Raw genomic sequence first — 24687 nt, 5'->3', positions numbered from 1 at the left:
TTGTGTAAATTAAGATTTACACTTGAGTGGTTGGTAAGTTGAATGAGGGTATGGAAGCGTCGTGTTCGAATGAAAAAAACTCAGGGAACAGAATGAGATAGGGAAAAAAGAGTGAGATAGATAGAAAAGCGAATTAAGATGAGAACACACCCAATGGCAAATTAAAGCGATGGACTGGCCGCTGTCGTTTCGGCCATGGTTCAGGCAGACCATAACGTTCAGGCAGAACGTAAATCAGCATGTAGGGGACAAAATGCTACAGGTAGTGATGATCAGTACCGGTGAAGAGGTACTGCACGGAGATATTACAGATACAAACGCAGCCTGGTTGTCGCGTTTGTTTTTTGAGCAGGGTTTTGCGATGACCCGCCGTACGACGGTGGGGGATCAACTGGACATGCTGGTAAAAGAAATTGAGCATTGCAGCCTGACGGCGGACGTTGTGATTGTTAACGGCGGATTAGGGCCAACAACGGACGATCTTACCAATCAGGCCGCTGCGATTGCAGCGAATGTCGGGCTGGAATTGTCTGACTCCTGGGTAGCGGCTATGCAAGCTAAATATGCAGAACTTGGCCGTGAAATGCCGGAAACAAACCTGAAACAAGCGATGTTGCCGGAAGGGGCGGAAATTTTGGATAACCCGATTGGCACCGCCTGCGGGTTCGCGATGCGGCTCAATCGGGCCTGGCTGTTTTTCACCCCGGGTGTGCCCAGCGAATTTAAAAAGATGGCTCATGAGCAGATCTTGCCAAGGTTGAAAAAACGTTTCCCGGAGAACCTCGCCAAAGATTGTCACCGCTTATATACCTTCGGGTTATCCGAGTCGGGTATTGGCCAGACTCTGCAGTCTCTGCCGTTGCCGGAGGAATTCGAGCTGGGTTACCGGTCAGCTTTGCCGTTTATCGAAGTCAAAGTGTTCTGTCCACGTCTTCACCCGCAGGCTGGTACGGTAAAACAAGCCATCAGTGAACGTTTGGGTGAGAACGTCGTGTCGATGGATCAGCCGTTGCTGGCGCTACTGGAAGAAAAGCTGGCTGCGACCTCTTATTCGCTGGCTCTTGCCGAACAAGGCACCGGGGGTTTTGTGGTGAACTGGCTGCAGGAACAACCCACGTTACAGATGCGCCTGAAGCAAAGCTGGGTGTTTGGCGAATCATCAGGGCCGGCAGATGCAGATTGTGATCTTTCAGATGGTGAACCATTACTGGATGTGGAGTCGATGGCACAGGTGGCAGCGGAGCAAAGTGGTGCCCAACTGGTGCTGGCCTCAGGCAAAATCTGCGATGGAAAGATTGCGGTTGCCCTGCTGACCCCTGATGGTATCTGGTCGCAAGAGGTGACCACGAAACGTCGGTACAATCATCAGTCTTTCCGCCATGTTATCTCGACCCTGATGCTGGATATGCTGCGGCGCTGGCTGAACGCTCAACCTGTGTTTGGTCATTCAGAATCGCTTCAGCGCCTGGACAGCAAAGTACAACAGCAGAGTGCACAATAGCTGAAGTTTAATCGCAGCAGTTTTATTGCAGTCGTTTAGCGGCAGAGGTTAACCGGCATCAGTGTCACAGCGGAGTACATTCTCGCCAGATTGTAAATGTAGCGAAAAAATGACAAATGCTGACCGTACGAAGGGGCTCTTATGCGGAGCCCCGTTTTTGTTGCGCTCTGTTTTATTGCTCTCTGTTTTGTTATGCGATGTTTTGTTGTGCGATGAACTTTGTCTGAGCGCAATACTTTGACGCAGCAGTGTTTTAAACGCTGCACCCTAAACAATATGGATATACCCATGAATCTTGATGTTTTTCAGGTCGATGCTTTTACCTCTGAACCATTCAAAGGCAACCCGGCGGCAGTGTGTCTGATTCCGCCCGAGTACACTCATCACATGGATGAGGCGCTGATGCTGGCCATTGCCAGAGAAATGGCGGTCTCGGAAACCGCCTTTCTGTTCCTGCATGACATGCGCCTGCGATGGTTTACACCAGAGGTGGAGGTTGCACTTTGCGGGCACGGGACCTTGTCTGTGGCGCATGTCCTCAAAGAGCTGGGACGCATTGAACAAGGGGAAACGATCGCGTTTTCCACCTTGTCCGGAGTTTTGCGGGTAACGGTCAGTGACAATGACATTGTGATGGACTTTCCTGCCACTGAGGTGGATACCTCCGCGCAACTTCCTCAGGCCTTGCTGAGCGGATTGGGACTGACAGAATCGCTGGTAGTGGCATCGGGTTTGTTCGATACCAAATACTTTATAGAAGTGAGCGATGAGGCCATTGTGCGTTCCTTGTCACCCGACTTTTCTGCCTTGAAGCAGTTGCCCGGTCGCAGCGTGCTGATTTCGGCACGTGCCGCGGAGGGGACGGATATTATCTCCCGGTATTTTGCTCCCTGGGTGGGGGTGAATGAAGACCCGGTGACCGGTTCGGCGCATTGTGCGCTGGCAACTTACTGGGGGAACAAGCTGGATTCGACAACTCTGAGCGGTTATCAGGCTTCCGCGCGAGGCGGTCAGGTAACCATGACGCTCTGCGACGACAACAGGGTCAAGCTGTCAGGGCAAGCGGTAACCGTATTGAAAGGGCAGTTGATGTTGCCATCATGCTAAGCAAGCAAGCAAGCAAGCAAGCAAGCAAGCAGCGAACATATTGCGCCCGGGAAATGATGGCCGGATACTATGTTAGAGAAGCGATGTCTGTGAGGACATGTTTTCGATTTCATAAATGGCAGTATGAATGGCATAAACGGTAAGTCTGCTACCCACTTCTTATGTGGCGTGAAAAGGAATTTAAGTCCCGTTTTATGATTCGACGTTATCGCCAAACCGACTGGCAATCGGTCACTGAAATCTACCTGCAATGCAAGCCGGCTGAGTTTGCCGGTGAAGCGTTTGCCGAAAAGGAACTGGTGATTTTGCCGCTGCAGGACAATTTGCCTGCCAGACGCCAGTTCTTCGCCTCGGATGTGTTTGTCTGTGAGAGAGACAAGCAGGTCGTGGGGTTTATCACCCTGGAAGCGCAGGGCAACCAACCTCTGCAGACAGCAACTCGGCATGACATTGCTTCTTCTTCTGATAATGCTCGTCACAAAAAAGCCCCTCATAAAAAAGCTGTTTCACCCCAAGGCGTGCATATTGGCTGGCTGTATGTTTGTCCACGCTGGCAGAGTAAAGGTATTGGCCGGCAGTTACTGAAGTATGTACTTTCTCTGCCACGAGGCTATTCTGATTCGGCTACTTCGGCCACCTTGTCTGCAACGCCGGAGGCGGTTGCGAATTATTCTGTTCCCACGAACTTTGGGGTTACTCACTCCGGTATCACGCAGTCAGGTGAAAGCGGGTGTGATGTGTCCCAAGAACGGGTTTCTGACAATGAGGTTACTGAAGTCTGTTCAGCAGAATTAGGTATAGGCACTATAAGCCTTTGTGTGACAGCCTCTAACCATAAGGCGATTCGTCTGTATCAGTCCTGCCAGTTTGATATCGTGGGCAGACAAGTGGTGTCAGTACAGGGGTGTCCTGTTGTAGTTTTACGGATGCAAAATACTTTGTGTATCTCTTAGGGTGTATCTCTTAGCGTGTATCTCTTAGGTCGGGCGATTGATGATTGCGGAATCGGATGTCGTTTGCCAGAGAGAGGCTATTCACACCAGACAACGCCAGGCCAGAGAAAAACAACGATTGTATTCAGGTTTGGTCAGGGCAAACTTTTATACTCAAAGTGTAAAAATGATTCATTCGAGTGCGAGACTAATCAGAGCGAAAGGAAGAGCATGGACGGCATTACAGAACTGGGATTGTTTATTATTACGGCCTTTGCGCTGAACATCACGCCGGGCCCGGACTCGCTGTATATTATCGGGCGCAGTGCGCATCAAGGTTGGCGCGCCGGGACGGTAGCGGCATTGGGAATTGCGTCCGGGGTAATGGTGCATGTTCTGGCAGCTGCGTTGGGACTATCGGCTTTGCTGGCTACTTCGGCCACTGCCTTTACGGTGGTGAAAGTCATCGGTTGCCTGTACCTGCTGTATATCGGCTTTGGCATGTTGCGTGCCCGCCATGCGTCACCGGAGCTGCCATTAAATGATGGCTCGGCTTGCATGCCGCTTAATGCCATCTATTTTCAGGGTTTTCTTACCAACACACTGAATCCGAAAGTGGCACTTTTCTTCCTGGCTTTTGTGCCTCAGTTCATCGCGCCTGATGCAACGGAGAAGGCTTGGTCATTTATTCTGCTTGGGGTGATTTTCAATGTGAACAGTCTGCTCTGGAGCCTGTTTCTGGTCTGGGCATCATCCAGACTCGGGGCCCGTCTGAGACACAATCCGGCATTTACTGTCTGGCTGAATAAACTGGCAGGTGGGTTGTTTGTGTATTTCGGGTGCAAGCTGGCTCTGAGCCAAAGTGCTTGATGTGGCGGTTGTTGTTGCAGAGCACAGATTTGCAGAGCACATATTTGCAAAATACAGATTTCATTGGCAGCGCCTGGTCTGCGATACAGCCTGGTCTGTGATTTAGCCTTGTTTGCGGCAAAGTTTTATCTGAGACATAGCCCTGTCTGAGAAATAGCCTAAACGGAGAGGCAAACTTGATTAGGGGTTGGGATCAGGAGCGGTGGGCAGTGCCAGAGAGCGTGTTTTTAGTCAGGTCTTCCTGCTCTGTTTCGCCAATATCATAGGCGAACTCAACTTCGACCCCGGATTTCGGAATCGCGCAACAAGCCAGAATCTCATTGGGGGCAATAAACGCCATGCTGTCTTTCTGATCAACCGCACCGGCAGCTAGTTTGCAGCGACAAGCACCGCACATACCGTCACGGCACTGGAATTCCGGACGCAATCCGGCGCGCTCCAGCTGGATGAGCAAAGGCTCACGGCTGTTGCCGTGAACCTTCATGCCATTCACCTTGATGGTGATTTGACTCATAGCTCGAAATCACCCAAATCGTCGGCGCTGACATCGTTGTCGATCTGGCCAACCAGGTAGGAACTGATTTCAGCTTCTTGTGGGGCGACCTGAACGTTGTCAGAAGACAACCAGGAGTTGATCCAAGGAATTGGGTTCTGCGTCGCGCCCGGGAAGGCATGTTCCAGACCCACAGACGCCATACGCAGGTTCGTGATGTATTCCACGTACTGGCACAGGATGTCTTTATTCAGACCAATCATCGAACCGTCTTTGAACAGGTATTCTGCCCATTCTTTTTCCTGAATGGCCGCATCTTTGAAGATGTGGAAACACTGCTCATGGCACTCAGCGGCAATTTCAGCCATCTCAGGATCGTCCTGGCCGGTACGTAGCAGGTTCAGAATGTGCTGAGTGCCTGTCAGGTGCAGGGCTTCGTCACGGGCGATCAGCTTGATGATTTTCGCGTTCCCTTCCATCAGCTCACGCTCGGCAAAGGCAAAAGAACATGCGAAGCTGACGTAGAAGCGAATCGCTTCCAGTGCGTTGACAGACATCAGGCACAGGTACAGTTTCTTCTTGATCTCACGCAGGTTGACGACGACGGTTTTACCATTAATGGTGTGCGTACCTTCACCCAGACGGTGGTAGTCGTTGGTGGCGCTGATCAGGTCATCGTAGTATTTAGAAATGTCACCCGCACGTTTGATGATGTGCTCGTTATCCACGATATCGTCAAAGACCACACTTGGGTTGTTCACGATATTACGGATGATATGGGTGTAAGAGCGCGAGTGAATGGTTTCAGAGAAAGACCAAGTCTCAATCCAGGTTTCCAGCTCAGGAAGCGACACGATTGGCAGCAGTGCGACGTTCGGGCTGCGGCCCTGAATGGAGTCCAGTAGGGTCTGATATTTCAGGTTACTGATAAAAATGTGGCGCTCATGGTCCGGCAGGTTATTGAAATCGATGCGATCACCGGATACATCCACTTCTTCCGGACGCCAGAAGAAGGAAAGCTGTTTTTCGATCAGCTTTTCAAAAATCTCAAATTTTTGTTGGTCATAACGAGCAACGTTAACTGACTGGCCGAAAAACATCGGCTCTTTCATTTGATCGTTATTGGTTTGACAAAAAGTGCTGTATGCCATCTTATCCTCAACATCAATGGGAGCCGAAGCTCCCATTCATCTAACTTTTAAATTTTGCAGCTTGTGCAGTCGTCTGCAACGTCACCTTGGGCATCGGATGCACCATCACGAGTGTTGTGGTAGTACAAGGTTTTCACGCCGAGTTTATACGCTGTTAGCAGGTCTTTTAGCAATAGTTTCATTGGCACTTTGCCGCCTGCTTGCTTGCTCGGGTCGTAGTTGGTGTTGGCAGAGATCGCCTGATCGATGAACTTCTGCATGATACCCACCAACTGCAGGTAACCGTCGTTGCTTCCGATGTTCCACAGCAGTTCGTAGTTGTCTTTGTACTTGGTGTACTCAGGCACTACCTGCTTCAGGATACCGTCTTTAGACGCTTTTACTGACACGTACCCGCGAGGAGGCTCAATGCCGTTGGTCGCGTTTGAGATCTGCGATGATGTCTCAGAAGGCATCAGGGCAGACAGTGTCGAGTTGCGCAGGCCGTGAGTTTTGATTTCCTCACGAAGTGCTTCCCAGTCGTAACGCAGTTCTGCAGAGCAGATGTTGTCGATATCTTTCTTATAAGTATCAATCGGCAGAATGCCTTGAGCGTACGTTGTTTCGTTAAACGCCGGGCACGCGCCTTGTTCTTTAGCCAGACCCAAAGACGCTTTCAGCAGGTAGTACTGAATGGCTTCAAACGCTTCGTGTGTCAGGTTGTTTGCGCTGCCGTCTGAGTAGCGAACGCCGTGTTTAGCCAGGTAGTAAGCGAAGTTGATAACGCCCACACCCAGGGTACGACGGTTCATGGTTGCACGGAACGCCGCCGGCAGTGGGTAGTCCTGATAATCCAGCAGGGCATCCAGGGCACGAACGGTCAGGTCCGCAAGCTCTTCCAGATCATCCAGAGAGTCAATGGCACCCAGGTTGAACGCAGACAGCGTACACAGGGCAATTTCACCGTTCTCGTCTTCCACGTTGTTCAGTGGTTTGGTCGGCAGTGCGATTTCCAGACACAGGTTTGACTGGCGAATCGGTGCAACAGACGGGTCGAACGGGCTGTGCGTGTTACAGTGGTCAACGTTCTGAATATAGATACGGCCGGTTGAGGCGCGCTCTTGCATCAGCAGTGAAAACAGGTCAATGGCTTTGATTGTTTTGCGCTTGATGCTTGGGTCTTGCTCGTATTTCACATACAGACGTTCAAATTCTGCCTGGTCAGCGAAGAACGCATCGTACAGTCCAGGAACGTCAGATGGCGAGAACAGGCTGATGTTGTCGCCTTTGATCAGACGGGTGTACATCAGTTTGTTGATCTGTACGCCGTAGTCCATGTGACGAACACGGTTTTCTTCCACGCCACGGTTGTTTTTCAGCACCAGCAGTGATTCCACTTCGCCGTGCCAGATTGGGTAGAACAGGGTGGCTGCGCCGCCGCGTACACCGCCTTGAGAACAGCATTTCACCGCGGTCTGGAAGTACTTGTAAAATGGGATACAACCGGTGTGGTACGCTTCGCCGCCGCGAATTTCAGAACCCAGAGCACGAATACGGCCTGCGTTAATACCGATACCGGCACGCTGAGACACGTAACGCACGATGGCGCTGGCTGTGGCGTTGATAGAATCCAGGCTGTCATCACACTCGATCAGTACACAAGAGCTGAACTGACGAGTAGGGGTGCGCACGCCAGACATGATTGGCGTTGGCAGTGAAATTTTGAACAGAGATACCGCGTCATAGAAACGTTTGATGTAGTCCAGACGTGTTTCGCGTGGGTATTTGCTGAACAGACACGCCGCGATCATCATGTACAGGAACTGGGCGCTTTCGTAAATTTCGCCGCTGACACGGTTCTGAACCAGATATTTACCTTCCAGCTGTTTCACTGCTGCGTATGAGAAGTTCATATCGCGCCAGTGATCGATGTAGGTATCCATCAGGTCAAGTTCTTCTTTGCTGTAGTCTTCCAGCAGGTGTTTGTCGTACTTGCCTTTCTCAACCAGACCGGTGACATGGTCGTACAGTGCTGGTGGCTCAAACTGGCCGTAGGCTTTCTTACGCAGGTGGAAGATAGCCAATCGTGCAGCCAGGTACTGGTAATCAGGTGTCTCTTCCGAGATCAGATCAGCTGCTGCCTTGATGATGGTTTCGTGGATGTCTTCAGTTTTGATGCCGTCGTAAAACTGAATGTGAGACTTGAGTTCGACCTGAGAGACCGAGACGTTTTCCAGACCTTCAGCGGCCCAGGTGATCACACGGTGAATTTTTTCCAGATCGATGTTTTCTTTGCGTCCATCACGCTTGGTAACAGTGAGCTGTTGATTCATTTTTGGTCGTTTTCCCGGATATCAGCCCAAAACAGGGAGTTTTGCAAAAATTAGCACGAACGTGAACAAAGAGTGTGATCTTTGTTAGGTTTCAGCCAATCGTTACAAACACTATATATTGGGGTGTTGAGCTATTTGAGTTACAAGATAGTGATGATAATGGGGTAATGCAAGGTGGTATTTTTTAACCGGCTGTGGATAACATGGGGACTTATAATTTTTAGTTAGTGCCAACTAACCGATTTGCGCAGGTCTGACAATATCATAGAAAAATGCAAAAAAAATTCGCCCCGAATTTGGGGGCGCCGAAAAAAAAATCCTTGATTTTTGACCCTCATTGTACAGGTCGGATGATACAAAATTTTCTGGTTATTTCTTGGCTAGTTAGCCCGTAAAAACGGGGTTTATAAAATGGAAAGTAGATCTCCCGGGTGGGATAAAATCCCCGTTGCCTGCCATGCCTGTGGCGTATGGTCAGCGCCAATATATCCCCATCCGGCCACATAGCCCGGCATACTGGCTGCTCTGGCGGCAATCATGTCTTTTTCGATGTCACCAATATAGGCGCAATGCTGATGCTGAATTCCCATCATTTCACAGGCATGCAGCAGGGGAGCCGGATGGGGCTTGGCGACTGACAGAGTATCGCCGCATACGATGACGCGTGCGCGCATCAGTTCCGGGAAAAACGGCAAAAGCAACTCAGTAAGAAAACCGGGTTTATTGGTCATGATCCCCCATGGCAGCTGCATGTTATCAAGCGCTGTCAGCATCGGGCTAATACCATGATACAGCGACGTATTAACGCAGATATTTTGCTCGTAGTAGTCAAGAAATTGCAGGCGTAGCTGATGTATATCGAGGTGCGACGGAATTGTGCCGAAACCGGCGGTCAGCAATCCCCGGGCACCGTAGCTGGTGTTGGCACGAATTTGTTCATCAGACAGCGGGGGATGATCATAGTCGGCGAGTACCCGGTTAGCGGCGTTAGCCATGTCTGGTGCGGTGTCGAGAAGGGTGCCGTCCAAATCAAACAGGACAGCCTTGATCGTTGATGCCATGGTACGTTTCCTTGTAATGACAAACTGACATTAGTGTAGTGGCTGGCATCAGGGCGAAGCAAGGGGACGCAGGTTTCCTGCGAGTGACATCTTTCTGTTGGTAACATCTTTTCGCGATGTCAAAACAGCTGCGGAGTCATGCCGAAGAAGCAATACCGAAGAAGCAGTGCCGAAGAGGCGATGCCCGCAGCTGTTAATGTGTGGCTTGTTTTTGGCAAAGTCTTTGGCAGCGATCTTGAGAAAGTCCCTGCGGATTCTTTGCCAAATGAGCGTGATCGTTTTAAAGCTTCACGGTATGAACGATGTAGTTCACGTCCACGTTTTTGCCCAGCCAGTACTTATCAGTCAGCGGATTGTAGTGCAAACCCGTGATGTGACGTTCCTGCAGCGGTGTGTTGTCGATCATCGCCAGCAGCTCTGAAGGACGGATAAACTTCTCGTGATCATGAGTGCCTTTAGGCACTAGCTTCAGCAGTTGCTCGGCACCGACAATCGCAAACAGGTACGATTTCAGATTGCGGTTCAGGGTCGAGAAGAACACGTGGCCGCCCGGTTTAACCATTTTGGCACAAGCGGCAATGACAGAAGCTGGCTGTGGGACGTGTTCCAGCATCTCCATGCAGGTAACGACGTCGTAGGTTTCAGGGAACATTTCTGCTTGCTCTTCCGCCGTCCGCTGGACGTACTCCAGCTTAGTGCCGGTTTCAAGGGCGTGCAGTCGGGCGACCGTCAGAGGCTCTTTACCCATGTCCAGACCGGTTACTTCAGCACCTTCAACGGCCATACTTTCAGCCAGAATGCCGCCGCCGCAGCCGACATCCAGCACTTTTTTGCCAAACAGACCACCGGCATGATCCATGACGAAGTTCAGGCGTAACGGGTTAATTTGGTGTAGCGGCTTGAATTCACCTTCGAGATCCCACCAGCGGGACGCCATCTCTTCGAATTTACTGATTTCAGCCGGATCGACGTTTAACTGCTTAGTCATCTGATATTGCCATATTCCTTATTAATGACCGCATTATAGCGAAAACCGTTCCAGAGGTAATACAGTAGTGTGAAAAACCGCCCGGAGCGTGATCCAGGCGCGCCATCTTTTGATTTAAGGTTGGTTTAGTAAGGTGACAGGCCGACAGCCAGTGAGCCGATGGTAAAACGACCGGGTTCATTAGCCCTGTCACGGGTGAGCAGTGTAATTACTCCGTCGGGTCCAGGTGGCTGAATGCCAGCATTTCTGCCTGAACGTTACCGGATAACAGCATAGTGGCGGCTAAAATCACAATAAGCAGGTATTTCCCACCCATAATGCACATGCCGATGGTATTGATAGCTTGGCTTAACATACAGACCTCCGCTTAAATGTAACGGGTTGTAGAAAAACACAAATATCGCGATACAGGATTATTGTAGCGGGTGAAAAAAGGGCAATGTTGATAAGGATCAGGTTTCACGTTCAGACTCTGAACAGCTTGGTGACAAAAGTGTGAAACTGCCGCATCGATCGCTAATTTACAACTGGTTGCAATTTAGTCTGATTCGGTACAAAACAGGAAAAGTCGCAAAAAACAGGGGTTGGGTGAAAAGTGAACTGTTCTGTGCCAATTTGATAAATAAGCACTTTCGATTTTTTACTAATCCGCTAAATTACTCACAACATCATAGTGAAAGGTGTGCCTATCTAGACTGAAATATGCTATATTCTCGCACCTTGCACGTATGGTTCCAAACGCTATAGGTATCACATCACGAAGGCCCGTCCTGACGTGTGATAACTCTAAATATGTGATAGCTATGCCGTTTGGTATACGTATACGACAGAAATTACCTGAGGGATATTGGCTCCATGAGCGATCTTGCAAAAGAGATCACGCCCGTAAACATTGAAGAAGAGCTGAAAGGCTCGTATCTCGACTACGCGATGTCCGTTATCGTGGGTCGTGCTCTTCCTGATGTGCGTGATGGCCTTAAGCCGGTACACCGTCGCGTTTTGTTCGCGATGAATGTATTGGGCAATGACTGGAATAAAGCATATAAAAAATCTGCCCGTGTGGTCGGTGACGTAATCGGTAAATATCACCCCCATGGTGACAGTGCGGTATACGACACGATTGTACGTATGGCGCAACCTTTCTCGCTTCGCTACATGCTGGTAGATGGTCAGGGTAACTTCGGTTCGATCGATGGCGACTCCGCCGCTGCAATGCGTTATACCGAAGTACGTATGTCCAAGATTGCCCACGAGCTGCTGGCTGATCTGGAAAAAGAAACGGTTGACTACGTACCTAACTACGACGGTACAGAACAAATCCCTGCGGTACTGCCAACGAAGATTCCTAACCTACTGGTGAACGGTTCGTCAGGTATCGCGGTAGGTATGGCAACCAACATTCCTCCTCATAACCTGGGTGAAGTGATCGACGGCTGTCTGGCGTATATCGATGATGAAAGCATCACTATCGATCAGCTGATGGAATACATTCCAGGTCCGGACTTCCCGACTGCTGCGATGATTAGTGGCCGTAAAGGTATCATTGATGCCTATAAGACCGGTCGCGGTAAAGTTTACATGCGCTCTAAAGCGGATATCGAAAGTGACAAAAATGGCCGCGAAAGCATCATTGTTACTGAGATCCCGTACCAGGTGAACAAAGCACGTCTGATTGAAAAGATCGCTGAACTGGTTAAAGAGAAGAAAGTTGAAGGCATCAGTGCGCTGCGCGACGAGTCTGATAAAGACGGTATGCGCATCGTTATCGAATGTAAGCGCGATGCTGTGGGCGAAGTGGTACTGAATAACCTGTACGCACAAACTCAGCTGCAAACAACTTTCGGTATCAACATGGTGGCCCTGGATAACGGTCAGCCTAAAACGTTCAACCTGAAAGAGATGCTGAAGTGCTTCGTGAACCACCGCCGTGAAGTGGTGACACGTCGTACGATTTTTGAACTACGTAAAGCCCGTGAACGTGCCCACATCCTTGAAGGTCTGGCACTGGCGCTGGCTAACATCGATGAAATCATCGACCTGATCCGTAAAGCACCGACACCAGCGGAAGCCCGTGCCGGTCTGATCGCTCGCGGTTGGGACCTGGGCAACGTTGCGGCAATGCTGGAACGTGCCGGTACTGATGCGGCGCGTCCTGAGTGGCTGGAACCGCAATACGGTATCCGTGACGGTCAGTACTTCCTGACTGAGCAACAGGCGCAAGCTATTCTGGATCTGCGTCTGCACAAGCTGACAGGCCTTGAGCACGAGAAAATCCTCGACGAGTACAAAACTCTGCTGGGTGAAATTGCAGAATTGCTGCACATCCTGGGTAGTTCTGAGCGTCTGATGGAAGTGATTCGTGAAGAACTGGAAGCGGTGAAAGAGCAGTTTAACGACCCTCGTCGTACTGAAATCACTGCGGCCAGCCATGATATCGATCTGGAAGACCTGATCACTCAGGAAGATGTTGTGGTAACTCTGTCTCATGAAGGTTACGTGAAATACCAGGTGCTGAGCGACTATGAAGCACAGCGTCGTGGCGGTAAAGGTAAAGCAGCCACCCGTATGAAGGATGAAGACTTCATCGAACGTCTGCTGGTGGCGAATACGCACGATACCATTCTGTGCTTCTCAAGCCGCGGCCGTATGTACTGGCTGAAAGTATACCAGTTGCCACAGGCCAGCCGGACTGCACGTGGTAAGCCGATCGTGAACATTCTGCCGCTGGAAGAAGGTGAGCGTATTACTGCCATCCTGCCGGTGAAAGAATACGAAGAGAACAAGTTTATCTTCATGGCTACCGCTGACGGTACCGTGAAGAAGACCCCGCTGACTGATTTCAGCCGTCCGCGTAGCGCCGGTATCATTGCAGTGAACCTGCGTGATGGCGACTCCCTGATCGGTGTTGATATCACCGCTGGCGGCGATGACATCATGCTGTTCTCGAAAGCCGGTAAAGTGGTACGTTTCTCTGAAGAGCAGGTTCGTGGCATGGGCCGTACTGCGGCAGGTGTACGCGGTATTAAGCTGGCAGAGAACGACAAAGTGGTGTCACTGATCGTTCCTCATAACGACGGCGATGTCTTGACTGTGACCGAAAACGGCTTTGGTAAGCGTACTGAGCTGCTTGAGTACCCGGCGAAGAGCCGTGCTACTCAGGGCGTGGTATCGATCAAAGTGACCGAGCGTAACGGTAGCGTTGTCGGTGCTATCCAGGTACTGGACGGCGACGAGTTCATGATGATCACCAATGGCGGTACGCTGGTTCGTACCCGAGTGGCGGAAGTGAGCCGTGTTGGCCGAAACACCCAGGGTGTGACGCTGATTCGTACTTCAGAAGACGAGCAGGTTGTTGGTCTGCAGCGTATCGAAGAGCCTGAAGAAGATGAGCTGAATGATGCTCTCGAAGGCGACGTGATTAACGCTGAGAACGAGGCTGACAGCACTGAGTCATCAGTATCTGACGAAGATGCTGGCAATGATGATTCTGCTGAGCAGGATACCGATCAGGAATAATCCCTGAGTGTGTATCTTCATGTATTAAACGCAGCCTTCGGGCTGCGTTTTTTTATGGCTGAAAAAAGAGGATGAAGGAATTCGTCATGAAACCCTTTTCAGCGCCGTCATAAAGGTGTAAAAACAGGTATTCGATCCTGGTCACAAACTGTCAGAAAACATTTGTGACTTGTGTCGCAACTATAATGTAACCCCATGTTTTATAGCAGGAGCAAGTCTTTCATCATGGAGCAGGTTTATAATTTTTGCGCCGGACCGGCAATGATCCCGGCAGAGGTTTTAAAAAAAGCACAGCAAGAGCTGATCGACTGGAATGGACTGGGCACATCGGTGATGGAAATCAGTCACCGCAGCAAAGAGTTCGTAGTCGTCGCCAAGCAGTCCGAGCAAGACCTGCGTGACCTGCTGTCCATCCCTGATAATTACCACGTTCTGTTCTGCCATGGCGGGGCTCGTGCTCAGTTTGCGGCTGTACCGCTGAACCTGTTGGGTGAGGCCAGCAGTGCCGATTATGTGGATGGTGGCTACTGGGCTCATAGCGCGGCCGAAGAGGCGGAAAAATACTGTTCGCCGAATATCATTGATATTACCTGTGAAAAAGACGGTAAACGTGCAGTGCTGCCTGCCGCACAATGGCCGCTGTCAGATGGTGCAGCATTTGTGCATTTCTGCCCGAACGAAACTATCGACGGGATTGAAATCCGTGACTTGCCTGTTACCGATAAACCGATTGTCGCGGACTTGTCCTCAACAATTCTGTCGCGTGAAATTGATGTCTCCAAATATGGGGTAATCTATGCTGGCGCACAGAAGAACATCGGTCCTGCCGGTCTGACGATTGTGATTGTCCGTGATGATCTGCTGGGTAAAGCCAGAGCTGCCCTGCCAAGCGTGCTGGATTACACCGTACAGGTCGATAAAGAGTCGATGTTTAACACCCCGCCGACATTTGCCTGGTACCTGGCCGGTGAAGTCTTCAAGTGGCTGAAATCCATTGGCGGTGTGGCAGAAATGCAAAAACGCAATGAAGCCAAAGCCAAGGTACTTTACGATTACATCGATCAGTCAGAGTTTTACCGTAATGAGGTCCATTCGGACAACCGTTCTCTGATGAATGTCCCGTTCCAGCTGAAGAACCCTGAACTTGATGCCCTGTTCCTGGAGCAGGCTGAAGCGGCGGGTCTGAAGGCGCTGGCAGGGCACCGCGCGGTCGGTGGAATGCGTGCGTCTATCTACAACGCAATGCCGATTGAAGGTGTTCAGGCTCTGGTCGACTTCATGGTGAAGTTTGAGCAGGGCAATGCCTGAGTGAAGTCGTGAGACGACATATGTGTACAAGTAAAAAGCCGCCGAGTGCGGCTTTTTCTTTTGCCATGCAGGACTGCGGCGCCGTTTTCTGCTCTTAGCCTTAAATTTTATTCTCAACAGATGCTTTTGATTTCAGCGGCGGTTGGGGGTAGATCAGGTTGTCGACGGCAAAACCAGCCTCCCGAGCCCGCTGCAGGTAATTGCCCAGCTGCGTCTCTGTTAATGACGGTTGACGGGCGAGAATCCAGAAATATTCCTTATTGTAGCCACTGACGAGTGCCACTGAATAATCCGGCTCCAGATAAAACACCACATAGCTGCTGTAAAACGGGCCAAAGAATGAAACTTTCAGGTGTGCTTTGTTTGGCTCACCGACAAAAACGGCGCGCCCCTCAGCCTGCTTCCATTCTTGATGACTTGGGTCATAACCACGGTTCAGCACGCTGATTGAGCCATCACTATTCTTTTCATATGTTGCGGAGACTTGGGTCAGGCCGCGTTCAAAAGAGTGATCCAGCCGGGCAATTTCATACCAGGTTCCCAGGTAACGGTTCAGATCAAAAGATGAGACTGGCTGAATGTTGTCCGGTATTCCGGTACATCCCTGCAAAAAGAATAGTGCAAACAAGGGAATGATGAATCGATCACGTTGTTTTCGACAAAGGCACATCAGCCAGTTCATGGTATCTCCTGATAAGTTTGCGGAAAAAAGCGCACTAACGGGTCAAAACAGCAAAATTAGACCTTAAACAGGACTGGCGAACCGCCATATTATTGGTTACTCTGCTGAGACTGTGACCAAACAGGATTAAAGATAATACAGATGGAAAGTTTAACGTTACAGCCGATAAACAAGATCAATGGTACTGTGAACCTGCCGGGTTCAAAAAGTGTTTCCAACCGCGCCTTGCTGTTGGCTGCGTTAGCAAATGGGACAACCCGCCTGACCAATCTGCTCGACAGTGACGATATTCGTCATATGCTCAATGCCCTGAGCTTGTTGGGTGTGAACTACCAGTTGTCCGACGATAAAACTGTTTGCGAAGTGACGGGAGTGAGCGGTGCATTTCATTCTGCTCAGCCCCTGGAGCTGTTTCTGGGAAATGCCGGTACGGCGATGCGTCCGCTGGCAGCGGCTCTTTGCCTCGGGCAAGGGGAGTACATCCTGACCGGCGAACCGCGTATGAAAGAGCGCCCGATTGGCCATTTGGTTGATGCGCTGCGTGCTGCCGGTGCAGATATCACCTATCTGGAAAACGATGGTTTTCCGCCGCTGAACATAACCGGAACCGGACTGAAAGGTGGCAGGGTTGAGATTGACGGTTCGATTTCCAGCCAGTTCCTGACCGCGTTTCTGATGGCGGCCCCGCTGGCTGAAGCGGATACCGAAATTCGCATTATCGGCGATCTGGTTTCCAAGCCTTATATTGATATCACTCTGCATATCATGGCTCAGTTTGGCGTGAACGTGGAAAATCAGAACTACCAGGCCTTTATCGTTAAAGGCGGGCAAAGTTACCAGTCGCCGGGTGAGTTTCTGGTGGAAGGTGATGCGTCCTCAGCGTCTTACTTCCTTGCTGCCGCCGCAATTCGCGGTGGTGAAGTGAAAGTCACCGGTATCGGCAAGAAAAGTATTCAGGGTGATGTGCAGTTTGCCGACGCACTGGCGGCGATGGGGGCTGACATCGAATGGGGCGATGACTATGTAATTGCCCGCAAAGGTGAATTAAAAGCCATTGATATGGACTTCAACCACATCCCTGATGCTGCCATGACCATCGCTACTGCGGCGTTGTTTGCGGAAGGTACGACCGCAATTCGCAATGTGTACAACTGGCGCGTCAAAGAAACTGACCGTCTCAGTGCCATGGCAACCGAGCTGCGTAAAGTGGGCGCGGAAGTGGAAGAGGGTGAAGATTTCATCACTATCACACCGCCGGCTCAGTTGCAGCATGCGGCCATCGATACTTACGACGATCACCGTATCGCAATGTGTTTCTCGCTGGTGGCATTAAGTGATACGCCGGTAACCATCAATGATCCGAAGTGTACGTCAAAAACCTTCCCGGATTACTTTGATAAACTGGCCATTCTTAGTCAGTAATTGGCACAATTTCAGACCGTTGTCCGACAACCCGCCATCACGGCGGGTTGTTTTTTTATTCGTTAATGGTCCAGAAGATAACCGGATTACAGATTGGTATCACCGCCTATTTTCCCGTATACTATGGCCCCGCTTGGGAGCGGTAATACGCATCAGTGTTGCCCGTCTGGCTCGCGCAGATGCGTATTACTGCTTACATTAGAACAAGTTCGGAGAAAACCTATGTCTACTCACGCGCCAGTGATCACTGTCGATGGACCAAGCGGTGCCGGTAAAGGCACACTGTGTATGCTGTTGGCAGAAAAACTGGGCTGGAAGCTTCTGGATTCAGGTGCGATTTATCGTGTGTTGGCTCTGGCGGCTATCCATCACGGCGTTGATCTGGAATCAGAAGATGCCCTGGTACCACTGGCGGCGCATCTGGATGTTGAATTCATTGCGGAAGGCGAGTTGGTGAAGGTGATCCTGGAAGGTGAAGATGTTTCCGGCGAACTTCGTAAAGAAGAAACCGGCATGGCTGCCTCCAAAGTTGCGGCACTGCCTCGCGTGCGTGAAGCGCTGCTGCGACGTCAGCGTGCTTTCAGCGAAGCACCGGGTCTGGTCGCTGACGGACGAGATATGGGAACCGTAGTTTTCCCGCAGGCTGAAGTGAAAATCTTCCTTGATGCAAGTGCAGAGGAACGTGCAGAACGTCGTATGAAGCAGTTGCAACAGAAAGGCTTAGATGTTAACTTTGACCACCTTTTGAAAGAAATTCAGGAACGTGACTATCGAGATCGCAATCGTGCGGTTGCGCCGTTACGTCCCGCAGCTGATGCTTTGGTGCTAGACTCTACTGAGATGTCAATAGAGCAAGTGACCGAACAGGCATTAGCGTATATTGAACAGAAATTATCTGCTGAGTAATCAGTATGATCGCGTCGGTTTCACGGATGAAAACTGACTTTACTATCAACCCCATGCGGTAGGATACCCGTGGTTGTTTATTAAATTGAAGATTGAATAATGACTGAATCTTTTGCTCAGCTCTTTGAAGAGTCACTAAAAGAAGTAGAAACACGTCAAGGTGCCATCGTTAAAGGTACTGTTGTAGCTATCGAAAACGGTTATGTACTGGTTGACGCAGGCCTGAAGTCTGAGTCTTCTATCCCTGCTGAAGAATTCAAGAACGCTGCTGGCGAAATTGAAATCGAAATCGGTGCAGAAGTTGACGTTGCTCTTGACGCTGTTGAAGACGGCTTTGGTGAAACTAAGCTTTCTCGTGAGAAAGCGAAGCGCCACGAAGCTTGGATCGTTCTAGAGAAAGCTTACGAAGACGCTGAAACTGTTGTTGGTATCATCAACGGTAAAGTTAAAGGCGGCTTCACAGTTGAACTGAACGGTATCCGTGCGTTCCTACCAGGTTCACTGGTTGACGTTCGTCCAGTTCGTGACACTGCTCACCTGGAAAACAAAGAGCTAGAGTTCAAAGTAATCAAGCTAGACCAGAAGCGTAACAACGTAGTTGTTTCTCGCCGCGCAGTTATCGAATCTGAAAACAGCGTTGAGCGTGACGAACTGCTGGCTTCTCTACAAGAAGGCATGGAAGTTAAAGGTATCGTTAAGAACCTGACTGACTACGGTGCGTTCGTAGATCTGGGTGGTGTTGACGGTCTTCTGCACATCACTGACATGGCTTGGAAACGCGTTAAGCACCCATCTGAAATCGTTAATGTTGGCGACGAGATCAACGTTAAAGTTCTTAAGTTCGACCGTGAGCGTACTCGCGTATCACTAGGCCTTAAGCAACTGGGCGAAGATCCATGGGTAGCTATCGCTAAGCGTTACCCAGAAGGCACTAAGCTGTCTGGTCGCGTAACTAACCTGACTGACTACGGCTGCTTCGTTGAAATCGAAGAAGGCGTTGAAGGTCTGGTACACGTTTCTGAGATGGATTGGACTAACAAGAACATCCACCCATCTAAAGTTGTTAACGTGGGCGATGAAGTTGAAGTTATGGTTCTGGATATCGACGAAGAACGTCGTCGTATCAGCCTAGGTCTGAAACAGTGTAAAGCGAACCCATGGCAGTCATTTGCAGAAATGCAAGCTAAAGGCGATCGCGTAACTGGTAAGATCAAGTCAATCACTGACTTCGGTATCTTCATCGGTCTTGACGGCGGCATCGACGGTCTGGTTCACCTGTCTGACATTTCTTGGAATGTTGCAGGCGAAGACGCTGTTCGTGACTTCAAGAAAGGCGACGAAATCTCTGCAGTTGTTCTGGCTGTTGACGCTGAGCGTGAGCGCATCTCTCTGGGCATCAAGCAAATCGAAGAAGATCCGTTCAACGGCTTCGTTGCTATGAACAAGAAAGGCGCTCTGGTAACTGGTACAGTTACTGCTGTTGACGCAAAAGGCGCAACTGTTGAGCTGGCTGAAGGTGTTGAAGGTTACCTGCGTGCATCTGAAGCTTCTGTTGACCGTGTTGAAGACGCAACTCTGGTTCTGTCTGTTGGCGATTCTGTTGAAGCTAAATTCACAGGCGTTGATCGTAAGAACCGCGTAATCAACCTGTCAGTTCGCGCTAAAGACGTTGCTGAAGAGCAAGAAGCAATGGCTGCACTGAACAAGCAAGATGATGCTGCGTTCGGTAACGCTATGGCTGACGCTTTCAAAGCTGCTAAAGGCGAATAATTGAGCATAGGGGGATCATTTTTCCCCCTAAGCGGTTATACTATTGAGAAACATACTAAAAACGGAGTGTTTATGACAAAGTCTGAATTAATTGAAAGACTATGCAGTCAACAAACACATCTTTCTGCCAAACAGGTAGAAGATGCAATCAAGGAAATCCTTGAGCACATGGCTTCAACGCTCGCTGAAGGTGACCGTATTGAAATCCGTGGCTTTGGTAGCTTCTCTTTACATTACCGCGCTCCACGTATAGGTCGTAACCCTAAAACCGGGGATAAGGTTGAGTTGGACGGCAAGTACGTTCCTCACTTTAAACCAGGTAAGGAATTACGCGACCGCGTTAACGCTTCAATTATTGGTTAACCGCGTATAAATAAAAAAACGGCATGCTGTTAAGTGTGCCGTTTTTTTTATGCGTTTTGATCATGGTCTGTAGAGCCAAAATCCTGCATAATCAGCCCATACCATCTGCCTTTACAGGTAAGCGAATTTTTTAAAACATAGAGCTTTTACTTTAGCAGATAGGTACAATCTATTTTTCATTCGAGTGAGAAGGATTCACGATGAAGATACTGACTGTTCTCGTATTGGTTGCCTGCTTTTTACTTACCCTTGCGTTAGGCGCCCAGAACCAACAGCTTGTCAATTTTGACTATTTGCTTGCTCAGGGTGAGTTCCAGTTATCAACTCTGCTTGGCATTGCCTTCGGTGCCGGTTTTATCATTGGTTGGATGATTTGCGGCCTGCTGTATCTGAAAGCCCGCTTCACTAAAAATCGCCTAGGCAAAAAAGTGGCTAAACAGCAGAAAGAACTGGAGCAGTTACGCGCTGAGCCTGTTAAGGAATAATCGTTAATGCTAGAGCTGTTGTTCCTGTTATTGCCGATTGCCGCCGGTTACGGCTGGTATATGGGTAACAGGAGCGCTAGTAACAAACAACAGGAGCAGTCTCACCACATGTCACGTCAGTACGTGACGGGGTTAAACTTACTGCTGTCAGATCAGTCTGACAAAGCAGTTGATGTGTTTATTGAGCTGCTCCAAGTTGACAGTGAAACAATTGATACGCACCTGGCTCTGGGGAATCTGTTCCGCAGCCGGGGCGAAGTCGATCGTGCTATCCGCATTCACCAAAACCTTATTGCACGTCCAAACCTGACCATTGACCAGCGCAATCTTGCCTTGCAGCAATTGGCACAGGACTACATGGCCGCCGGCTTTTTTGACCGGGCCGAGAAAATTTTTGAGCAGCTGCTGGATGAGCCCGATCATCGCAAAGGGGCGCTGCAACAACTGCTGACCATATACCAGCAGACCCGCGAGTGGGATAAAGCCATTGAAATGGCGACGCAGCTGGTCAAAATGGGGAAATCCCGGCTCAAGCATGACATTGCTCACTTCTGGTGTGAGATGGCGATGCTGGAAATGAGTGCGCAAAATCCGGATAAAGCCAAGCAGATGCTGAAAAAAGCCCTGTCGGTTGATAAATCCTGTGTTCGTGCAACGATTATGCTGGCGAAAATCCTGATCACTGAGGACGACTTTAAAGCGGCTGCCAAGCAACTCGAAAAGGTGGTGGAGCAGGACATCGTCTTCGTTGGTGAGGCGCTGCCTTTGCTGCTGCAGTGTTATGAAGCCGCAAATAATGAAGCCGGCTGGCTGCGTTTTCTGCACTATTGTGTGGAACATGAAGCTGGTTCAACCGCCGAGCTGATGTTAGCTGATGAAATTGCCAAGCGTGAGGGATCAACCTTAGCGCAGACGTTCATGACCCGGCAGCTCCAGAAAAATCCGACCATGAAGGGTTTTTATCAGCTGATGGAGTACCACCTGGACGAAGCCGAAGAAGGGCGGGCGAAAGACAGCCTGTCGACATTGCGCGGCCTGGTTGGTGAGCAGTTGAAAACCAAGCCTCATTATCGGTGCAGCCAGTGTGGATTTGCGACGCACTCTCTATACTGGCAGTGTCCTTCCTGTAAAGGGTGGGGATCCGTCAAACCGATTCGTGGTCTTGATGGTGAATAAGCATTCTTGAAAGCCCGTTCAGCAATGAACGGGCTTTTTTGTATTTAGTCTTTTCGCAATTAACCTCGCCTGACAAACGATTGGTCTCCTGAGAAAAGTGTCACTTTTGGTGCTTTTGTCGAAAAGCTTAAAAAATTCTCGATAAATGGACATTTTATTGTACAATCCTGACCGCCCTCAGCGCGCCTGTGCTCGCCGGGTGATTTGTGAACCGTAACTCAGCAGGAGATGCCATGTTAGATCCAAAAGTCATTGTTGCACTCGACTATCCAAGCCAGGACGAAGCCTTAGCTTTTGTTGACCGGATTGAGCCGGGTAGTTGTCGATTAAAAGTCGGCAAAGAGATGTTTACTTATTTTGGCCCTGATTTTGTGCGTAAACTGCATGATCGGGGCCATTCTGTATTCCTGGACCTAAAATTTCATGACATTCCGAATACCTGTTCCCGCGCGGTAGCGGCGGCTGCGGAACTGGGTGTATGGATGGTCAATGTCCATGCCAGCGGTGGTGAGCGTATGATGGCTGCATCACGTGATATTCTTGAGCCTTATGGCAAAGATCGTCCGTTGCTGATTGCGGTGACTGTACTGACCAGCATGGAAGCTTCTGATTTGCGTGGTATTGGTATTACAGCCGAGCCTCAGGAGCATGTACTGAATCTGGCGCGTCTGACGAAAAACAGCGGTCTTGATGGGGTCGTGTGTTCTGCTCAGGAAGCCAGCATGCTGAAATCAGAGCTGGGTACTGAATTTAAACTGGTGACGCCTGGTATTCGCCCTGCAGGCAGTGCCGCAGGTGATCAGCGCCGTGTGATGACACCGGTTGAAGCGGTACAGGCGGGTTCCGATTATCTGGTGATTGGCCGTCCGATTACACAGGCCGCAGATCCAGCCGCTGTGCTGGCTGATATTAACCAGAGCCTGTCTTAATGTCATCAACTGGCTCTGGTGTTCAGAGCCAGTTGCATTGCCCTGTCAGTGTTTTATTCTTCTTGCTTCTTGCTTCTTGCTTCTTGCTTCTTGCTTCTTGCTTCTTGCTTCTTGCTTCTTGCTTCTTGCTTCTTGCTTCTTGCTTCTTGCCGCTGCAGAACCGTATGGTTCGACTGGCACTGTCATCGAGCCCATGCCTTTTAGGGCATTATGATGTGCTTCACTGATGATAAATCGTGACAAAGCAGGCAGTTATCTTTTCCTGTCCGGCCTACACTGAATACAAAACTGAGTATTGTTCCCCAGTTGCCCCCCGATAAGCTTATCGGCGTGGGGCCATGCTGAAGGTGTGCGCTCGAACGCCGAACCGCCTCAGTGAAGGTCAGAGTATACCAATATCCGGTATGACAGCCATCGATACGGAAGCGCGATATGGAAACCACCCTGGATCTGTCTTCTCCTTTTGTTCGTCTTGCAATCGCCCTGTTGCTGGGGGCGATCATTGGTATTCAACGCGGCTGGGTAGAGCGTAATGAAGCTGCCGGCAGTCGGGTGGCAGGCATCCGGACATATTCACTGATTGGCCTGCTCGGTGGGGTTTGTGGGTTGTTAGCCAGTTTATACTCGGAGCTGTTTCTGGGGCTGTCCTTCCTTGGCCTGGCTGTGATCATTACTGTGGCCTACGCTTACCGTCTGCGGAGCCAGGCGAATTTGAGTATTACCGGCTTGATAGGGATGCTGCTGACGTTTCTGCTTGGCGCACTGGCCGTGGTCGAGAACCCAGCGCTGGCGGCATCTGCTGCGGTAATCACCGCCATTATTCTCGACAACAAGCGTGAGCTGCATGATGCCCTGTCTAAGCTGCAGGAGTACGAGCTGGATGCGGCTTTGCGCCTGCTGCTGATTTCTGTGGTGATGCTGCCGATGTTGCCCAATGAGCAAGTGGGCCCTTTTAATGCGATAAACCCTTACGAAATCTGGTGGATGGTTGTCCTGATTGCCAGTATCTCGTTTATCGGCTACTTCGCCATGAAGATCGGCGGAGCTGAAAAGGGGATTCTGCTGACCTGTCTGTTTGCTGGCCTTAGCTCTTCGACGGCGCTGACACTGCAGTTTTCTAACCTTTCCAAACAGCAGCCTCGGTTGTGTGGGCTGCTCGCGAGTGGCATTTTACTCAGCTGCGGCACTATGTTCCCGCGTATTTTGTTCATCAGTTACGTGATTAACTCATCGCTGTTGAGCCTGCTCTGGTTGCCGATGACGGCCATGATGGTCGGTTTCTATCTGCCTGCCGCTTGGATCTGGAAAAAAAATAAAATGGACAGCCAGACCAACCCTGAAATGAAACAAAACCCGTTGGCACTTTCCTCAGCCTTGATGTTTGGTTTGGGGTTGATGCTGATTATATTGCTGGCGACCGCATTACAGCAGTGGTTTGGCAATACCGGGACCCTGATTCTGTCGGCGATTTCCGGGATCACCGATGTTGATGCCATCACGCTGGCATTGGGACGGCAGAGTATCGACACATTGACGCTGACGACGGCTGCCACCGGGATCTTCATTGCCTCGGCGGTTAACAGCTTGGTGAAAATGGGAATGGCGGTGGTTATTGGTGATAGCCGAATGGCAAAATTCGTGGTCTGGCCAATTCTTCTGGCGGTGGCTTTGGGGGCGGGCTCTGTGGTTCTGATGAGCTGAGCAAGGTTTGTTGT

General features: G+C 50.2%; 22 protein-coding genes. 14 read left to right on the top strand and 8 right to left on the bottom strand.

What is annotated here, in order from left to right; all coding sequences use genetic code 11:
* The first annotated feature begins 253 nt into the window (after positions 1–253).
* From PGW97_RS10845 to PGW97_RS10830, 4 genes are all read left to right on the top strand, one after another.
* Positions 254–1501: a CinA family nicotinamide mononucleotide deamidase-related protein gene (locus PGW97_RS10845; protein ID WP_273857311.1), complete on the top strand. Its 1248-nt coding sequence runs from the start codon at positions 254–256 to the stop codon at positions 1499–1501.
* Between the two features lie 288 nt (positions 1502–1789).
* Positions 1790–2608 carry a PhzF family phenazine biosynthesis protein gene (locus PGW97_RS10840; RefSeq protein WP_217393026.1) on the top strand — a complete coding sequence of 273 codons (819 nt, stop codon included), beginning with the start codon at positions 1790–1792 and terminating at the stop codon, positions 2606–2608.
* Between the two features lie 194 nt (positions 2609–2802).
* A complete protein-coding gene (locus tag PGW97_RS10835) occupies positions 2803–3561 on the top strand; it encodes a GNAT family N-acetyltransferase (protein WP_273857310.1) in 759 nt (252 codons plus the stop codon).
* A gap of 210 nt (positions 3562–3771) precedes the next feature.
* Positions 3772–4410, top strand: a complete 639-nt coding sequence (locus tag PGW97_RS10830) for a LysE family translocator (protein ID WP_273857309.1) — start codon at positions 3772–3774, stop codon at positions 4408–4410.
* A gap of 193 nt (positions 4411–4603) precedes the next feature.
* On the opposite strand, the gene PGW97_RS10825 is transcribed toward PGW97_RS10830, so the two are convergent.
* The 6 genes from PGW97_RS10825 to PGW97_RS10800 form a co-directional block, all read right to left on the bottom strand.
* On the bottom strand, positions 4604–4924 hold the full coding sequence (locus tag PGW97_RS10825; protein ID WP_047883340.1) for a 2Fe-2S iron-sulfur cluster-binding protein: 321 nt from the start codon (positions 4922–4924) through the stop codon (positions 4604–4606).
* Positions 4921–6054, bottom strand: a complete 1134-nt coding sequence (nrdB, locus tag PGW97_RS10820) for a class Ia ribonucleoside-diphosphate reductase subunit beta (protein WP_047883609.1) — start codon at positions 6052–6054, stop codon at positions 4921–4923. The genes PGW97_RS10825 and nrdB overlap by 4 nt, the downstream gene beginning before the upstream one ends.
* 47 nt (positions 6055–6101) lie before the next feature.
* Positions 6102–8366, bottom strand: coding sequence for a class 1a ribonucleoside-diphosphate reductase subunit alpha (nrdA, locus tag PGW97_RS10815; protein ID WP_047883341.1), 2265 nt, complete (start codon positions 8364–8366; stop codon positions 6102–6104).
* A gap of 404 nt (positions 8367–8770) precedes the next feature.
* Positions 8771–9427, bottom strand: a complete 657-nt coding sequence (locus PGW97_RS10810; protein ID WP_273857308.1) for an HAD family hydrolase — start codon at positions 9425–9427, stop codon at positions 8771–8773.
* A 280-nt stretch (positions 9428–9707) separates the two neighbouring features.
* Complete coding sequence (gene ubiG / locus PGW97_RS10805; RefSeq protein ID WP_047883343.1) at positions 9708–10415, bottom strand: bifunctional 2-polyprenyl-6-hydroxyphenol methylase/3-demethylubiquinol 3-O-methyltransferase UbiG; 708 nt, start codon at positions 10413–10415, stop codon at positions 9708–9710.
* A 208-nt stretch (positions 10416–10623) separates the two neighbouring features.
* Positions 10624–10770 (bottom strand): hypothetical protein, encoded by a 147-nt coding sequence (locus tag PGW97_RS10800; protein WP_169776005.1) that lies wholly within the window; start codon positions 10768–10770, stop codon positions 10624–10626.
* A gap of 500 nt (positions 10771–11270) precedes the next feature.
* On the opposite strand from PGW97_RS10800, the gene gyrA reads away from it, so the two are divergent.
* Entirely contained in the window at positions 11271–13931 is a 2661-nt protein-coding gene (gene gyrA / locus PGW97_RS10795) for a DNA topoisomerase (ATP-hydrolyzing) subunit A (protein WP_047883344.1), read from the top strand.
* Between the two features lie 225 nt (positions 13932–14156).
* Positions 14157–15239, top strand: a complete 1083-nt coding sequence (serC, locus tag PGW97_RS10790) for a 3-phosphoserine/phosphohydroxythreonine transaminase (RefSeq protein ID WP_273857307.1) — start codon at positions 14157–14159, stop codon at positions 15237–15239.
* A gap of 100 nt (positions 15240–15339) precedes the next feature.
* On the opposite strand, the gene PGW97_RS10785 is transcribed toward serC, so the two are convergent.
* A complete protein-coding gene (locus tag PGW97_RS10785; protein WP_273857306.1) occupies positions 15340–15921 on the bottom strand; it encodes a lipocalin family protein in 582 nt (193 codons plus the stop codon).
* A 141-nt stretch (positions 15922–16062) separates the two neighbouring features.
* Between PGW97_RS10785 and aroA the strand changes: the two genes are divergently transcribed.
* The 7 genes from aroA (at position 16063) to pyrF (ending at position 22972) form a co-directional block, all read left to right on the top strand.
* Entirely contained in the window at positions 16063–17343 is a 1281-nt protein-coding gene (aroA, locus tag PGW97_RS10780; RefSeq protein WP_273857305.1) for a 3-phosphoshikimate 1-carboxyvinyltransferase, read from the top strand.
* 222 nt (positions 17344–17565) lie between these two features.
* Positions 17566–18249 (top strand): (d)CMP kinase, encoded by a 684-nt coding sequence (gene cmk, locus PGW97_RS10775; RefSeq protein ID WP_273857304.1) that lies wholly within the window; start codon positions 17566–17568, stop codon positions 18247–18249.
* A gap of 99 nt (positions 18250–18348) precedes the next feature.
* A complete protein-coding gene (gene rpsA, locus PGW97_RS10770) occupies positions 18349–20019 on the top strand; it encodes a 30S ribosomal protein S1 (protein ID WP_047883348.1) in 1671 nt (556 codons plus the stop codon).
* A gap of 72 nt (positions 20020–20091) precedes the next feature.
* Positions 20092–20382 carry an integration host factor subunit beta gene (gene ihfB / locus PGW97_RS10765; protein ID WP_273857303.1) on the top strand — a complete coding sequence of 97 codons (291 nt, stop codon included), beginning with the start codon at positions 20092–20094 and terminating at the stop codon, positions 20380–20382.
* 200 nt (positions 20383–20582) lie between these two features.
* A complete protein-coding gene (locus PGW97_RS10760) occupies positions 20583–20867 on the top strand; it encodes a LapA family protein (RefSeq protein WP_047883350.1) in 285 nt (94 codons plus the stop codon).
* Positions 20868–20873: 6 nt separating this feature from the next.
* Positions 20874–22043, top strand: a complete 1170-nt coding sequence (gene lapB / locus PGW97_RS10755; RefSeq protein ID WP_273857302.1) for a lipopolysaccharide assembly protein LapB — start codon at positions 20874–20876, stop codon at positions 22041–22043.
* A 233-nt stretch (positions 22044–22276) separates the two neighbouring features.
* Positions 22277–22972, top strand: coding sequence for an orotidine-5'-phosphate decarboxylase (gene pyrF / locus PGW97_RS10750; protein ID WP_273857301.1), 696 nt, complete (start codon positions 22277–22279; stop codon positions 22970–22972).
* Between the two features lie 45 nt (positions 22973–23017).
* On the opposite strand, the gene PGW97_RS10745 is transcribed toward pyrF, so the two are convergent.
* Positions 23018–23215 carry a hypothetical protein gene (locus PGW97_RS10745; protein WP_273857300.1) on the bottom strand — a complete coding sequence of 66 codons (198 nt, stop codon included), beginning with the start codon at positions 23213–23215 and terminating at the stop codon, positions 23018–23020.
* Between the two features lie 189 nt (positions 23216–23404).
* On the opposite strand from PGW97_RS10745, the gene PGW97_RS10740 reads away from it, so the two are divergent.
* A complete protein-coding gene (locus tag PGW97_RS10740) occupies positions 23405–24673 on the top strand; it encodes an MgtC/SapB family protein (protein ID WP_273857299.1) in 1269 nt (422 codons plus the stop codon).
* The last annotated feature ends 14 nt before the right edge of the window (positions 24674–24687 follow it).

Origin of the sequence: Photobacterium sp. GSS17 (assembly GCF_028621875.1) — a bacterium.
In the GTDB taxonomy this organism is placed as follows: domain Bacteria; phylum Pseudomonadota; class Gammaproteobacteria; order Enterobacterales; family Vibrionaceae; genus Photobacterium; species Photobacterium ganghwense.
This window is presented reverse-complemented; position numbering and strand designations above follow the sequence as displayed.

Excerpts from the sequence above, each read along its gene's own strand:
- serC (WP_273857307.1), top strand. The coding sequence starts at position 14,157 with ATGGAGCAGGTTTATAATTTTTGCGCCGGACCGGCAATGATCCCGGCA.
- PGW97_RS10810 (WP_273857308.1), bottom strand. The coding sequence starts at position 9,427 with ATGGCATCAACGATCAAGGCTGTCCTGTTTGATTTGGACGGCACCCTT.
- PGW97_RS10830 (WP_273857309.1), top strand. The coding sequence starts at position 3,772 with ATGGACGGCATTACAGAACTGGGATTGTTTATTATTACGGCCTTTGCG.
- aroA (WP_273857305.1), top strand. The coding sequence starts at position 16,063 with ATGGAAAGTTTAACGTTACAGCCGATAAACAAGATCAATGGTACTGTG.
- PGW97_RS10740 (WP_273857299.1), top strand. The coding sequence starts at position 23,405 with ATGGAAACCACCCTGGATCTGTCTTCTCCTTTTGTTCGTCTTGCAATC.
- PGW97_RS10785 (WP_273857306.1), bottom strand. The coding sequence starts at position 15,921 with ATGAACTGGCTGATGTGCCTTTGTCGAAAACAACGTGATCGATTCATC.
- PGW97_RS10800 (WP_169776005.1), bottom strand. The coding sequence starts at position 10,770 with ATGTTAAGCCAAGCTATCAATACCATCGGCATGTGCATTATGGGTGGG.
- ihfB (WP_273857303.1), top strand. The coding sequence starts at position 20,092 with ATGACAAAGTCTGAATTAATTGAAAGACTATGCAGTCAACAAACACAT.
- rpsA (WP_047883348.1), top strand. The coding sequence starts at position 18,349 with ATGACTGAATCTTTTGCTCAGCTCTTTGAAGAGTCACTAAAAGAAGTA.
- cmk (WP_273857304.1), top strand. The coding sequence starts at position 17,566 with ATGTCTACTCACGCGCCAGTGATCACTGTCGATGGACCAAGCGGTGCC.
- PGW97_RS10835 (WP_273857310.1), top strand. The coding sequence starts at position 2,803 with ATGATTCGACGTTATCGCCAAACCGACTGGCAATCGGTCACTGAAATC.
- PGW97_RS10845 (WP_273857311.1), top strand. The coding sequence starts at position 254 with ATGCTACAGGTAGTGATGATCAGTACCGGTGAAGAGGTACTGCACGGA.
- nrdA (WP_047883341.1), bottom strand. The coding sequence starts at position 8,366 with ATGAATCAACAGCTCACTGTTACCAAGCGTGATGGACGCAAAGAAAAC.
- PGW97_RS10840 (WP_217393026.1), top strand. The coding sequence starts at position 1,790 with ATGAATCTTGATGTTTTTCAGGTCGATGCTTTTACCTCTGAACCATTC.
- lapB (WP_273857302.1), top strand. The coding sequence starts at position 20,874 with ATGCTAGAGCTGTTGTTCCTGTTATTGCCGATTGCCGCCGGTTACGGC.
- nrdB (WP_047883609.1), bottom strand. The coding sequence starts at position 6,054 with ATGGCATACAGCACTTTTTGTCAAACCAATAACGATCAAATGAAAGAG.
- PGW97_RS10760 (WP_047883350.1), top strand. The coding sequence starts at position 20,583 with ATGAAGATACTGACTGTTCTCGTATTGGTTGCCTGCTTTTTACTTACC.
- pyrF (WP_273857301.1), top strand. The coding sequence starts at position 22,277 with ATGTTAGATCCAAAAGTCATTGTTGCACTCGACTATCCAAGCCAGGAC.
- PGW97_RS10825 (WP_047883340.1), bottom strand. The coding sequence starts at position 4,924 with ATGAGTCAAATCACCATCAAGGTGAATGGCATGAAGGTTCACGGCAAC.
- ubiG (WP_047883343.1), bottom strand. The coding sequence starts at position 10,415 with ATGACTAAGCAGTTAAACGTCGATCCGGCTGAAATCAGTAAATTCGAA.
- gyrA (WP_047883344.1), top strand. The coding sequence starts at position 11,271 with ATGAGCGATCTTGCAAAAGAGATCACGCCCGTAAACATTGAAGAAGAG.